This is a genomic window from Mesorhizobium sp. LSHC412B00, assembly GCF_000503035.1.
GTDB lineage: Bacteria > Pseudomonadota > Alphaproteobacteria > Rhizobiales > Rhizobiaceae > Mesorhizobium.
The window spans coordinates 417,227-430,144 of the sequence record NZ_AYWB01000003.1 but is presented as its reverse complement, the minus strand read 5'-3'; the positions used below and the strand labels follow the sequence as shown (position 1 = coordinate 430,144).

Annotated in this window: 13 protein-coding genes and 1 pseudogene; 6 read left to right on the top strand and 8 right to left on the bottom strand. The window is 62.1% G+C overall.

What is annotated here, in order from left to right:
* Positions 1-32 precede the first annotated feature (32 nt).
* Both X757_RS156090 and X757_RS156095 read left to right on the top strand, forming a co-directional pair.
* Positions 33-1,193 carry a helix-turn-helix transcriptional regulator gene (locus X757_RS156090; protein WP_023725765.1) on the top strand — a complete coding sequence of 387 codons (1,161 nt, stop codon included), beginning with the start codon at positions 33-35 and terminating at the stop codon, positions 1,191-1,193.
* Between the two features lie 182 nt (positions 1,194-1,375).
* Entirely contained in the window at positions 1,376-2,776 is a 1,401-nt protein-coding gene (locus X757_RS156095) for a glycosyltransferase family 39 protein (RefSeq protein ID WP_023725764.1), read from the top strand.
* Positions 2,777-2,792: 16 nt separating this feature from the next.
* Here X757_RS156095 and X757_RS01000000164660 read toward each other — a convergent pair.
* The 4 genes and pseudogenes from X757_RS01000000164660 to X757_RS156110 all read right to left on the bottom strand — a co-directional run bounded on the left by X757_RS01000000164660 (position 2,793) and on the right by X757_RS156110 (position 6,393).
* Positions 2,793-3,349 (bottom strand): annotated as a pseudogene (locus X757_RS01000000164660) (N-acetyltransferase family protein).
* Positions 3,350-3,353: 4 nt separating this feature from the next.
* The gene (gatB, locus tag X757_RS156100; RefSeq protein WP_023725763.1) at positions 3,354-4,853 is read right to left on the bottom strand and encodes an Asp-tRNA(Asn)/Glu-tRNA(Gln) amidotransferase subunit GatB; all 1,500 of its coding nucleotides are present in this window, start codon (positions 4,851-4,853) and stop codon (positions 3,354-3,356) included.
* 202 nt (positions 4,854-5,055) lie between these two features.
* Positions 5,056-5,487: a CBS domain-containing protein gene (locus X757_RS156105; RefSeq protein WP_023667498.1), complete on the bottom strand. Its 432-nt coding sequence runs from the start codon at positions 5,485-5,487 to the stop codon at positions 5,056-5,058.
* Between the two features lie 138 nt (positions 5,488-5,625).
* Entirely contained in the window at positions 5,626-6,393 is a 768-nt protein-coding gene (locus X757_RS156110; RefSeq protein WP_023695379.1) for a rhomboid family intramembrane serine protease, read from the bottom strand.
* A 403-nt stretch (positions 6,394-6,796) separates the two neighbouring features.
* Here X757_RS156110 and X757_RS156115 point away from each other — a divergent pair, with 403 nt between their 5' ends.
* From X757_RS156115 to X757_RS156125, 3 genes are all read left to right on the top strand, one after another.
* Positions 6,797-7,432, top strand: coding sequence for a PAS domain-containing protein (locus X757_RS156115; RefSeq protein ID WP_023725762.1), 636 nt, complete (start codon positions 6,797-6,799; stop codon positions 7,430-7,432).
* 124 nt (positions 7,433-7,556) lie between these two features.
* Positions 7,557-8,174 carry a PilZ domain-containing protein gene (locus tag X757_RS156120; RefSeq protein ID WP_023667501.1) on the top strand — a complete coding sequence of 206 codons (618 nt, stop codon included), beginning with the start codon at positions 7,557-7,559 and terminating at the stop codon, positions 8,172-8,174.
* 287 nt (positions 8,175-8,461) lie between these two features.
* Entirely contained in the window at positions 8,462-9,070 is a 609-nt protein-coding gene (locus X757_RS156125; RefSeq protein WP_023695381.1) for a transglutaminase-like cysteine peptidase, read from the top strand.
* A 245-nt stretch (positions 9,071-9,315) separates the two neighbouring features.
* Here X757_RS156125 and X757_RS156130 read toward each other — a convergent pair whose 3' ends face one another.
* Both X757_RS156130 and X757_RS156135 read right to left on the bottom strand, forming a co-directional pair.
* Positions 9,316-9,843: a gamma carbonic anhydrase family protein gene (locus tag X757_RS156130; protein WP_023725761.1), complete on the bottom strand. Its 528-nt coding sequence runs from the start codon at positions 9,841-9,843 to the stop codon at positions 9,316-9,318.
* A gap of 85 nt (positions 9,844-9,928) precedes the next feature.
* Positions 9,929-10,297, bottom strand: a complete 369-nt coding sequence (locus tag X757_RS156135) for a hypothetical protein (RefSeq protein WP_023710584.1) — start codon at positions 10,295-10,297, stop codon at positions 9,929-9,931.
* A 110-nt stretch (positions 10,298-10,407) separates the two neighbouring features.
* Here X757_RS156135 and X757_RS156140 point away from each other — a divergent pair, with 110 nt between their 5' ends.
* Complete coding sequence (locus tag X757_RS156140) at positions 10,408-11,133, top strand: hypothetical protein (RefSeq protein WP_023725760.1); 726 nt, start codon at positions 10,408-10,410, stop codon at positions 11,131-11,133.
* Positions 11,134-11,567: 434 nt separating this feature from the next.
* Here X757_RS156140 and X757_RS156145 read toward each other — a convergent pair whose 3' ends face one another.
* Positions 11,568-11,771, bottom strand: coding sequence for a DUF3126 family protein (locus X757_RS156145; RefSeq protein WP_006200852.1), 204 nt, complete (start codon positions 11,769-11,771; stop codon positions 11,568-11,570).
* Between the two features lie 255 nt (positions 11,772-12,026).
* The gene (cysE, locus tag X757_RS156150; RefSeq protein ID WP_023667506.1) at positions 12,027-12,875 is read right to left on the bottom strand and encodes a serine O-acetyltransferase; all 849 of its coding nucleotides are present in this window, start codon (positions 12,873-12,875) and stop codon (positions 12,027-12,029) included.
* Positions 12,876-12,918: the final 43 nt, after the last annotated feature.

The window sequence follows — 12,918 nt, the reverse complement described above, 5'->3', positions numbered from 1 at the left end:
GCCACTACGCTGCAATACTTACGAGGCTCTACGTGTCTGTCCAAGCCAACATATTCGGTCGCGCCCTGCCGCAGATCGTCGAAGCGATTTACGATTCGATTGCCGATGTCGGCCGTTGGCCATCGACGCTCGAATCAATCTGCAAATTGGCGCTCGGCCGGCTTGCCATGCTGGCGGTCGTCGATACGGCGAGAAACTCGGCCCGGTTTTCGACTTCCTGCGGCGATCCGGTCCTGCTTGAGCCGCTGCAGCGCGACTACGCCTGCGAGGTGCCCTTCTTCAAGGCGGTGCCGAAGATGGAAATCGACATGCCGTTCACCGTCGATAGCGTCTACGCCCTGCAAGGCCCCGACGCCCGCCAGAACTGGCTCGAAAGCCGCATCGTGCGCGAGTGGGTGGAACCCAACCGTCTCGACGATTTCTTCTGGGTAGCGCTGATGAAGCAGCCGGCGCGCACCGGCACGCTGATGGTGGTTACCGACAAGGACAGGCCCCAGATTTCAGCCAGGGATATCGACCTGATGTCCACGCTCGCCCCCCATGTCCGGCGTGCGGTGACCATCGGCGACCTGTTCGAGGCCGAGCGGCGCAAGGCCGACATCTTTCGCTCGATCGTCGAGTGCCTCGATCATCCAGTGCTGATCGTTTCCGACGACATGCAGATCATTTTCGCCAATCCGGCAGCCGAAGCCCTGCTCACCGAAACCGCCTCAGTGTCCTCGGTGCGCGGCCAGCTGTCCTTCGCTTATGCCAACGCCAACACCGCCATCGGCCGCGCCGTCCAGCTCGGCACGCGCGACGAATTCGCGCTCGGACCGTCCGGCATCAACATTCCGCTGGTGAAGGCCATGTCTCCGGCGGTGGCGCATGTCATGCCTCTGGCGCGACGCGACATTTCGGCCCGCATATCGCCGCGCGCCGCCGCGGCCATTTTCATTGCCGCCGCCGGCGCCGCATCAGTGCCGGCGCTGGAAGCGATCGCTGCGCTGTTCGGACTGACCGCAGCGGAAAAGCGTGTCGCCGGCCATGTCGCCGCCGGGCTGACACGGCGTGAAATCGCGGCTGCCAGCGGCGTCTCGGACGGCACCGTCAAATCACAGCTGGCAACCATCTTCGACAAGACCGCCACCGGCGACCAGCGAGAGCTGGAACTCCTGATGCGCGAATTGACGCCGCCGCTGCGCTCGGCCTGAAGCCATACTCGGAGCCAATCGTCAAATTTTTCAACTATTTGCCGGTACGCAGGCGTAATCCACAATACCAAGCCGGCATCGTTGCAATTCGGCCAAAATCATGGTGCGGTTCTGCTCCGGTCCGGAGACGGTGCATCGTGCACGACCGGACGTGGAAACCATTTCCTGGGCGGTCCCCGAACTTGATACCGACACGAATTGAACGGCTGCTGCCTTACCTCTTCCTGCTGGCCCTGCTTTGCATCGCGCTCGCTTTCCGTCCGCTACTGCCGGTCGATGAGACGCGCTATCTCAGCGTCGCCTGGGAGATGTATCTCGGTGGACATGTCTTCGTACCGACGATGAACTTTGCGCCCTATCTGCAGAAGCCGCCGCTGTTGTTCTGGCTCATCGATCTCTCTTGGAACATCTTCGGTGTGAGCCGCGCGGCGGCGATGCTCGTCATCTTCGCCGCCTCGTCGCTGGTCATCTGGCTGACGACGCTTCTGGCCAAAACCCTGTTTCCCGAGCGCCCGGACATCGCCAGTCGCATCCCCTGGCTGGTGGCCGGCAGCACCGTCTTTGTCATCTATTCGACCCTGATCCTGTTCGACATGCTTTTGACGGCCTGTGTGGTCGCCGCACTGCTGGCGCTGCTGGCCTTCGCCAGGACCGGCAACCGGTGGCAGGCGGTGCTGGCGGGTCTGTTCATCGGGCTCGGCGTGCTGGCCAAAGGCCCGGTCGTGCTCATTCACATCGGCGCGCCCGTCCTGCTCTATCCTCTCTGGCGTGACCGGCGAGCCGGCCTTGCCCCTTTGCAGTTCTTTGCCGGAGCCGGCCTGGCAATTCTCGCCGCCCTTGTCCCGGTCGCCATATGGCTGGCGCCCGCGACCATCCTGACCAAGGGCAGTTTCGTCTACGATCTCGTGTGGAACCAGTCGGCAGGTCGGGTTACCGGAAGCCTGCACAATTCGCATGGCCGCCCATTTTACTTTTACCTGATGCTGTTGCCGCTCATGTTCGTGCCCTGGGCCTTTATCCCCCCGGTGTGGCGGCTGAAGCCGGCTGCCCGGATACGCAGCCTGATCGACACGAAATCCCCGGATATGCGTGCCCTGCGCCTGCTGTCGTTCTCGTTCATTGCGGTGCTGCTGGTCTTCAGTGCCATATCCGGCAAGCAGCCGCACTATGTCGTGCCGGCACTACCGTTCGCGACCATTCTGCTGGGCTACTTCATGGCCGAGATTTCAGTCGCCAGGCTGAGGGCTACGGCCTTTGTCATGCTTGCCCTTTTCGCCGTCGGCCACGCCGCCGCCTCGGCAACCGTGTTCAAACGCTACGATCTCGCGCCGCTGGCGAGCTTCATCGACGAACGAAAGGACGCCGACTGGGCCGTCGCTTACGACTATCAGGGCGAGGTCGGTTTCCTTGGGCGAATAGAAAAGCCGTTCGAGAACGCCGACAAGCCCGAGGAATGGCTTAAGTCTCACCCCGGCGGCTACGTCATCGAAAAGCAATCGAAAGATCCGGGCACATCCGAACAGATCGCCTTCCGGCAGCCGGTGGAACGCGGCTATCTGGTCGTGCTGAAAGGACAGCACTGAGCGTTTCGTCGGGCGCCTATCCCAGCGGTTTCTCGAAGATCAGCGCCGGCAACCCCGAACCGCCGCCGCAATCGGCGGTGCTGCCGACCGGCAAAAATCCCTTCGAACGGTAGAAGGCGATGGCCGGCACGTTGGCCTCTTCCACTTCGACGCGCAACCTGTTCGCCTCGGGAAAGCTGGCTTCGACCTCGTCCAGCAAGGCCTGGCCGATGCCTTGCCGCTGGCAGGCCGGCAGTACATAGAGCTGGTTCAGCAGCACGATCTTCGCATCCGTCGTNTGCCTTGCCGCTGGCAGGCCGGCAGTACATAGAGCTGGTTCAGCAGCACGATCTTCGCATCCGTCGTTGCGGCGGCAAAAGCCATGCCGCCGATACGCTTGCCGTCATCGGCGACCAGGAATTCCGAGTTCGGCCTTGTCAGCCGCGCCTTGAGCGAGGCGATCGAATGCCAGTCGTCGATAATTTCGATCACCCGCTGGGCGCCATAGATCGCGTCGTAGGTTGCGTGCCAGGTTTCGACCAGCAGCGCGCGGACAGCGGCAAGGTCACGTTCGCTGGCGGTGCGGACGAACATTGTTCTATTCGATACCGAGCTTGGCCTTGACCAGATCGTTGACCGCCTGCGGGTTGGCCTTGCCGCCGGTGGCTTTCATCACCTGGCCGACGAACCAGCCGGCCATGGTCGGCTTGGCGCGAGCCTGCTCGACCTTGTCGGGGTTGGCGGCGATGACTTCGTCGACCGCCTTCTCGATGGCGCCGGTGTCCGTGACCTGCTTCATGCCGCGGCTTTCGACCAGCTGGCGCGGATCGCCGCCCTCGTTCCAAACGATCTCGAACAGATCCTTGGCGATCTTGCCGGAGATGGTGCCTTCCTTGATCAGGTCGATCACGGCACCGAGCTGCTCCGGTGTTACAGGAGCATTTTCAATGTCCTTGCCGGCCTTGTTAAGCTGGCCGAGCAGGTCATTGATGACCCAGTTGGCGGCAAGCTTGCCGTCGCGGCCCGAGGCCACCTGCTCGAAATAGTCGGCGATCGGCTTTTCCGACACCAGGATCGAGGCGTCGTAGATCGACAGGCCAAGTGAGGAGATCAGGCGCGCCTTCTTGTCGTCGGGCAGTTCCGGCAACTCCTTGGCCAGCGCGTCGACATAGGCCTGGTCGAACTCCAGCGGCAAAAGGTCGGGATCGGGGAAGTAGCGGTAGTCATGCGCCTCTTCCTTGCTGCGCATCGAGCGCGTCTCGCCTTTGACGGCGTCGAACAGCCTGGTTTCCTGGTCGATCTTGCCGCCATCCTCGAGGATGGCGATCTGGCGGCGCGCCTCGAACTCGATGGCCTGGCCGATGAAGCGGATCGAGTTGACGTTCTTGATCTCACAGCGCGTACCGAATTCGCCGCCGGGCCTGCGAACGGAGACGTTGACGTCGGCGCGCATCGAACCTTCGTCCATGTTGCCGTCGCAAGTGCCGAGATAGCGCACGATGGTGCGCAGCTTGGTGACATACGCCTTGGCCTCGTCGGCGGAGCGCATGTCGGGCTTGGAGACAATCTCCATCAGCGCCACGCCGGAGCGGTTGAGATCGACATAGGACATGGTGGGATGCTGATCGTGCATCGACTTGCCGGCGTCCTGCTCCAGGTGCAGGCGCTCGATGCCGATCTCGATGTCCTCGAACTCGCCCTGCCGGTCGGGACCGACCGAAATGACGATCGTGCCTTCGCCGACGATCGGCTGCTTGAACTGCGATATCTGGTAACCCTGCGGCAGGTCGGGATAGAAATAGTTTTTCCGGTCGAACACCGACTTGTGGTTGATCTGCGCCTTCAATCCGAGGCCGGTGCGGATCGTCTGCTTGACGCATTCCTCATTGATGACCGGCAGCATGCCGGGCATGGCCGCGTCGACGAGGCTGACATTGGCGTTGGGCGCCGCGCCGAAAGTCGTCGACGCCCCGGAAAACAGCTTTGCTTCCGAGGTCACCTGCGCATGAACCTCGAGGCCGATGATGATCTCCCAATCGCCGGTAGCGCCGGGAATAAAACGTTTGGCATCGGGCGTGCGGGTATCGATAAGGGTCATGGTGGCCTGCGCTTTTGGCTCGCGAAAACTGCGATTTTCGCGAATTTGGGTATTGGTCTTCGCTAGTGCAAACCGCTTCGCGAGACAAGCGCCCAAAGCAGCGCAGAGCAGCGGGCTGGTCTTTTCAGCCCCTTTCGGCCGCTCGGCAACCGATAGAATGAACGCCGCCGGCCGGTATTCGGTCGGCGGTTTCTTCGTCAGGTCAGGCCGTTGCGATATAGGCCCTGATTTCGTCGGCCTCGCGCTCGACATCCTCGATGCGGCGCTTGACCACGTCGCCGATCGACACGATGCCGTCGAGCAGCCCATCCTTTTCCACCGGCAGATGGCGGAAACGGCCTTTGGTCATGATCTCCATCACCTCGTTGACCGTGTGGTTCTCGTTGCAGATCTTCACTTTCGGCGTCATCGCCGAGCGTACCGTTATATCAAGTGCGGCAGCGCCTTCCCTGGCGACGACCCGCACGATGTCACGCTCGGAAAGGATGCCGACGATCTTGCGATCGCCATTGGTGATGACCAGTGCACCGATCTTGTGGTCGGCCAGGATTCGAATGGCTTCGCTGAGCTTTACATTCGGCCCGAGCGTGAACACGTCATGGCCTTTTCTCTCGAGAATTGCCTTAACCGTCATGGCGTCCTCCTCCTCCTGCTTGGCTAGCCAGCTCCCGCCCTGACCGGCTTCACATAAGAGTGAACATCGTGCGCCGTGATCGGTTGCTTTTCAAGTGTGCCAGTGGGGTGTGCCAGTGGGCTGCGCCAATAGAGTGCGCTAGTCGGGGGTGCGCTGGTCGTCGGGGATCTCCCATTCAGGCGCCCGCCAGCGCCGGTCGAACCAGCGCAACCCGAAGAAGCCTGCGACGAGGCCGCCAATGTGCGCTTCCCAGGCGATCTGGCCGGGCTCTCCGAGCCCGAGACCGTAAAGGCCGGTGGCGAGATTGATGACCATCCAGGCGCCGAGAAAATTGACGACGCCGCGCATGCGCAAAACGATTGCGATCGGCAGCACGGGACCGGCAAAGGCCGCCCTGCCGGAGGAGCGGTCGGTACGGAACCCGAAGCGAGCCGCCGCACCCATCATGCCCGATATCGCCCCGGAAGCGCCGACCAGCGGTGCTTCGCCGTATGGATGGACCGCCCAGAACAGCACCACCGCGGCCAGCCCGGTGGCGGCGAAAAACAAGGCGAACCAGAACCAGCCGAGACGGTTGGCCAGCGGCGACCCGAAGGCGGCCAGCGCAACCATGTTGATGGCAATGTGGGCAACGCCGCCATGCATGAAGGCATAGGTGAAAGGACGGGTGAAGAGGAACCAGTCGAAACCGTATTGGCCGGTATAGAGGACCGGAATGAAGGCGCCGTCGGTGAGCAATGTTATCTGCTGCTCTTCGGTCAGCACATATTGCTGCAGCAGGAAGATGGCAACGCAGATGCCGATCACCGCCAGCACCACCGGTGGCAGGTTGAACACCGGCTCGCGGCGCGGCGGCGGCGCCTCCGCGGTCTGTTCGGTCTCCAAGGGGCCGGCCGGTTCGCTCATATGCTCTGATCCAGGGATTTGCGTGTAGTCGCGAGCATCTAGGCCATGCCCGGACAAATCACAAACTACGAATCACAACCGCGAATCACCAGGGGCGCGAATCAAAAAGAAGCCGTCCAAGGTTTCCCTTGAACGGCTGGTCGAGCCCCCTGCTCCCCTAAACTATTGACCGAAGTGCTGTTGGTCGTCGCGAAACGACCGCTTCTGGAGTGGTTTTGGTGTGCCATGGCAAGCCTGCGCGCGCAACGTAAACCACTTGTTAACCTTAACGCCCCCGACCCGTGAACAAGTCTTAACGACGCTGGCACGCATCCTGCTCCGGAACGCATGTAGGTCATCGGAGGGCGCCCTTTCTGTTCACCGATGGGACCATCAGACGGCAGAATGCGCGGAGTTTCATAGCATGAACCAGAACGGATCAATCGCGCTGTTCCATTATTGGAATCGCCTGCGTCATGGACGTCCTGCCCCAAAGCGTTCGGAAGTCGAACCAGCCGATATCAAGGCGCTTTTGGCCGACACCTTCATCCTGGAAAGGGATACGCGCGGCGAAGCGGTGTTCCGGCTTGCCGGCACCAGGCTTTGCGCCGGCTACGGCCGCGAGCTCAAGGGTTTTTCGTTCCCCTCGTTATGGCGCGAGAAGGACCAGCGGCTGGTGTCGCGCCTCATTCACGGCGTTTTCGAGCAGAAATCCGTGGTGTCGATCACTTATGAGGGGTTCAGCCGCAGCGGCCGGTCCAACCACTTCGAGTTGCTTGCGCTGCCGCTCGACGGCGGCGTCGAGAACCCGCGCTGCCTCGGCGTCATCAGCGCCGTGGAAAAGCCGTTCTGGCTGGGCGCCGACCCGATCACCGACGCGCTGATCGACGCCATCCGGGTCATCGATCCCGACAAGGAACCGATGTTCCTGAAAAACCGGCCGGAAATATCCGTTCCGTCGTTGGCTCCCGAACTCGAAGCGCCGGAGACCATCTCGGCGCTCGGTCGGTCGCGCCGTATCCGCCACCTCGTCGTGTTCGACGGCGGGCGCGAGCAATAGTCTCCAAGCCGGCGCTAATCTTAACTATCGGCGACCCACTTTTCTCCTTTGTTAACCTGCTTGGCTGTAGTTTTGGCCGAGATTCCACGCACGACGCGGGAATGCCAACGGGGTGTAGGCAGTCATGAGGTCAGCGGCGGTCGAATACGCGCCGTCCCGCGCCGAAAGGCGTAACTTTCAGCGCGTCCGGGTCAAGATCTACGGGCGCTTCATGCTGGAGGACCGCACCGAACACCCTTGCCAGGTCGTCGATATGTCACCGGGCAATGTCGCGTTGCGCACCGAGCGCGTCGGCATGCCGGGCGAAAAGATCATTGCCTATATCGATCATATCGGCCGCATCGAGGGCGTGGTGACGCGCACTTCGCAGGACGGCTTTGCCATGACCGTCATTGCCTCGGATCGCAAGAAGGACAAACTGGCCGCGCAGTTGACCTGGCTCGCCAACAAGCATGAACTCGACCTGCCGGAAGACCGCCGCCACGAACGCGTGGCGCCGCGCAACCCGACAAGCGTGCTGCAGCTCACCGATGGGCGCCAGTATCAGTGCCGCATCATCGACCTGTCGCTATCGGGCGCGGCGGTCGAGATCGACGTCAAGCCGGCGCTCGGCATCCAGGTGATGCTAGGCACCATGCGTGGCCAGGTGGTGCGTCATTTCGAGGATGGCGTCGCCATCGAATTCGCCGTCATCCAACGCCCGGAAACGCTCGATTCCGAGTTCAACGCCCCGCGCGCCTGAACGATCGGCAACAGGCAGCAAAAACGAACCGGCCCTGCGGCCGGTTTTTTGTTGCCGGCGTTCCGCCTGCCTCTGCAGCTTGTAGCGGCACGCAGCAAATCCACGGCTCCACCCGGAAATCCGCGCCCCGACACCGCGGTTTTACGCCGAGACCCTGAACGATTTTATACTCAAATAGATCAAATTTTACGCGTATTCTATTGAGGTTTTACTCAATGTCTACTTCGGGTTTTTGCGTCAAATAAATCCAACGCTGTCATTGTCTCCTCAAACGGGGAGACTGACGAATGGCAAAGACGTGGGGCAAGCTGTTGCTCTTGGCAATGGCGATGCAGCTTTCCGCTTGGGGAACGGCGCAAGCAGCAGGACCGGCCTACATGCACACTGGCGGCCGCACGACACAGCCGGTCGGTCACTACGAATTCTGCCAGAAGCTGCCGCAGGAATGCGCTCAGCGCACGCCGAAGCAGGCGCCCGTCGAACTGACGCGCAAGCTGTGGGCGGCGATCGTCGACGTCAACAATTCTGTCAACACCCGGATCGTGCCGCGCACCGATATGGAAATGTGGGGCAAGGAAGAGGTCTGGTCCTATCCCGACAGCGGCTTCGGCGACTGCGAGGACTATGCGCTGGAGAAGCGCCGCGAATTGATGGCGCTCGGCGTTCCCGCCGGCAATCTCTTGATGACCGTGGCGCGCCAACAAAATGGCGACGGCCACGCGGTGCTGACCGTGCGCACCAGCCTCGGCGAGTTCATCCTCGACAATCTGGAGTCCAAGGTGCTGTCCTGGACCGACACCGACTACACCTACCTGAAGCGCCAGTCCGACCAGAATTCCGGCGTGTGGGTGACGATCAATGACGGTCGCGCCGACGCGGTTGCCAGCGTTCGCTAGGACGCCATCACAGAGGTCAAGCACATCGAATAATGCGACGTGCCTAACGAGAAAGCCCGGTCGAGTCCCCACCCTCCCCGTCCCCAACGACCGGGTTTTAAGGAGCCGGCCCCGTCCCCGGGCCGGCTCCACCATTTCTGGACCATGATCGCGAACCGAAGGACCGCGGCAGCGAAAAGTGAGAACCGGTTTTTGCTGCGCTGACCTGCCGTTCGGAAAAGATCATCGTCAAACAGGAATAGAGTTCAGGCCTTCTTCAGCCCCACCTTGAAGCGCTTGCCGTTGGCGACATAGTGCGCGGCCGAGGCGCGCAGCCTGGCGACCGCGGCGTCGTCCAGCGTCCTGATCACCCGCGCGGGCGAGCCGACGATCAGGCAATTGTCGGGGAACTCCTTGCCTTCGGTGACCAGCGCGCCGGCGCCGACCAGGCAATTCTTGCCGATCCTGGCGCCGTTGAGCACGATGGCGCCCATGCCGATCAGGCTGTTGTCGCCGATCGTGCAGCCATGCAGCAAGGCGCGGTGGCCGATCGTGCAGCCCTGCCCGATCGTCAGGGGAAAACCGGGATCGGTGTGCATCACCGTGTGTTCCTGGACATTGCTGTCGGCGCCGATGACGATCGCCTCATTGTCACCGCGGATGACTGCGCCAAACCAGAAGCCGGCATTGCGACCGACGCTGATGTCGCCGATCAAGGTCGCATCGGGCGCGATCCAGTTGCTGTCGGGATCCTCGAAACGGGGCGCTTTTCCGTCGATTGCATAGGTCGGCATTTGCAGTCTCCGATTCGTCGCAGGCCGGGACAAACCCTAGAACAATCCGAGGAAAACCGCGTGCCGGTTTTCCCCCGCAATTGCCTCAAGGCAAATACCGCGCCAGCGATTCCACCAAAAGCTGAAGCGCACCAGGAGAGCCAATGCCCCAGGAGGCAATGGCGATCAGCACGATGCCCAGCGCCAGCGCCCAGGCGATCACCGTGCAGCCGCAGGACACCAGCATCAGCATCGAAATGCGGCCTTCGCGCCGCGCATCGAGCGCATCGTTGGCGAGCATGAACGGACCGGCGCAAGCGGTCGCGGCCAGCGAGCGCAGGATGTACGCCGGCGACACATAAGGCTCGGCAAAGGCAAGCCGGCGGCCCGCCGCCAGTTCCATCACGGACCCGGTAAGCCCGCAGGCAGTGAGGCCGACGGCAGAAGCGAAGAGAACGGGCAGCAGCAGGCTCATCTTTACCTTCCGTTTACCATGAGATCGCACAGTCGCGTCCAGCGCAGCAAGAGCCGTGCCACGGCATGTGTGCCGCCCAGGGACAGACGGCGGCGACTATGGGGATTGCGATGAAGCAGGCAGCGACCGCCGAAGAGTTCAACGTCGTCGATTCCGTGCTGATGAAGCGGGTGTTCTATGCCTTTGCCGCACTGGCGCTGCTGTCGCTGGCGATCAGCCTTGGCGGAAAATGGTTGGGCCGCTCGATCTCCATGGCCGGCTACACCGACGACACCACAGTCCACAAGGTGGTGATCGGCAACAATGTCATTGCCGTGCCGGCCAACGCCATCCGCTTCCTGCAGGCGCGGCGCGACGGCATCGCTTCGCGCCTCGACCTCTATCTGCGCTATCCCGAAATGGACGGCTACAGCGAAGCCGCCCGCGACGATTTCAACCACACGGGGGCCGCCAAAAACATCATCTTCCTGTCGTTCGAGCCGCAGATGATGTCGCGCGACATGAGCGGCCGTTTCGCGCCGATCTATAGCGCGCTGATCAGCCAGCCCGGCGCGCCCGGCCCCGGCGGCACGACGATTTACGGCTTTAGCGAAAAATCAGGCTATCTCAACGAGGTGCTTGCGGTCGCCGACCGGGCCGGCAAGGACCCGTTCGTCGTCCGCTGCCTGAGCGGACCGAGCGCCGAGGAATCGCTGGCGCCCTGCGAGCGGGACATCCAGGTCGGCGACAGCCTCAGCCTGACCTACCGCTTTCCCCGGGAGTTGCTGGGCAACTGGCCAGCGCTTGACGCCGCTATCGTCGCCGAGGCCACGCGCGTCCTGAAGACGGGGCGCTAGCCTGCCTCTGTTCGGGCGAAGCGAAGCGGCGCAGAAGTTTACGAACGTTGGCGGGACAGCACCCCCCTCTGTCCTGCCGGACATCTCCCCCGCAAGGGGGGAAATTACGCCCCCATCACTGCTTTCGCCAATTATCGAGGTTGCAGAAGAAGAGCCGAGGAACTGCCGATCTCCCCCCTTGCGGGGGAGATGTCCGGCAGGACAGAGGGGGGTGGGAAGGATCGCCGAGGCTTGCTCTTCATCTCCCCACTTCGTTGGAGATAGGCAACNGTCCTGAAGACGGGGCGCTAGCCTGCCTCTGTTCGGGCGAAGCGAAGCGGCGCAGAAGTTTACGAACGTTGGCAGGACAGAGGGGGGTGGGAAGGATCGCCGAGGCTTGCTCTTCATCTCCCCACTTCGTTGGAGATAGGCAACTCCGATCCCCAGTTCCGCGATCAGGCCAGATCGATGTCGAGGATCGCCATCGAGAAATTATAGTCGCCGTCGTCTTCGTCCTTGAAGACGATGCCGAGGAACTCGTCGCCGACATAGACCTCGGCCGAATCTTCCTTGCGCGGCCGCGCCTTCACCTCGAGTTTGGGATTCTGGAAGACGCGCTTGAAATAGGCGTCCAGCTTTCTGATTTCGTCCGGCTTCAAAAGTCTTCTCCGATCGTCGGGCTTGCTCGTTGGAACGCGCTTCTGGCACGTCGACAATGGCGATGTAAAGGCAAGCCGGCTGGATAGAACGCGAACCCTGGGGCCGGATGATTTCAGGTCGAATCCAAATCCGCCTCTAAATCAAGGAGGTAGAGCATGATGTCGTCCGAAAACCGCCTCACACTTTTCGGCATCATGCTCCAGGGGCAACGGCGCCGGCAACCGGACTCAGTCCGGCACGCCGGGTGTTGCAAATCAGATGTCGAAGCTGACGACCTGGTCCATCGATTGCGACGGCAAAAGCTGGTCCATCTGGCGCGAAGGCTGGTCGCAGCCGGTCTCGCCGACGACGCGGGCCGGTACGCCGGCAACCGTCTTGTTGTGCGGCACCGGCGACAGCACGACCGAGCCTGCCGCGATCTTCGAGCAATGGCCGATCTCGATATTGCCGAGAATCTTGGCGCCGGCGCCGATCAGTACGCCGTAACGGATCTTGGGGTGACGGTCGCCGCCGGCTTTGCCGGTGCCGCCCAGCGTCACGCCATGCAGGATCGACACATCGTCCTCGATCACCGCCGTCTCGCCGACGACGAGGCCGGTGGCGTGGTCGATGAAGATGCCCTTGCCGATGCGGGCGGCCGGGTTGATGTCGGTCTGGAACACCGAGGACGAGCGGCTCTGCAGATAGAGCGCGAAATCCTTGCGGCCCTGATTCCACAGCCAATGTGCCAGCCTGTGCGTCTGGATCGCATGGAAACCCTTGAAATAGAGCACCGGCATGATGAAGCGGTCGCAGGCCGGATCGCGGTCGTAATAGGCCTGGATGTCGACACGCACGATCGACGACCATTCCTTGTCGTCGGCCAGCATCGACTTGAACGTCTGGCGGATGAGGTCGGAGCCGATGTCCTGATGCGCGAGCCGCTCGGCGAGCCGATGGATGACAGCTTCCTCCAGGCTCTCCTGGTTGAGGATGGTCGAATAGAGGAACGCCGCCAGAAGCGGGTCGCGGTTGACCGCTTCCATCGCCTCGTCGCGGACCGAACGCCAGATCGGATCGACCGGCTGGACCATTGTGGGGCGGGAAATGCTGATGCTGTTCATCGACGTCTTGTCCTGCGTCCTGGCCGCTTGCCTATTCTCCGGC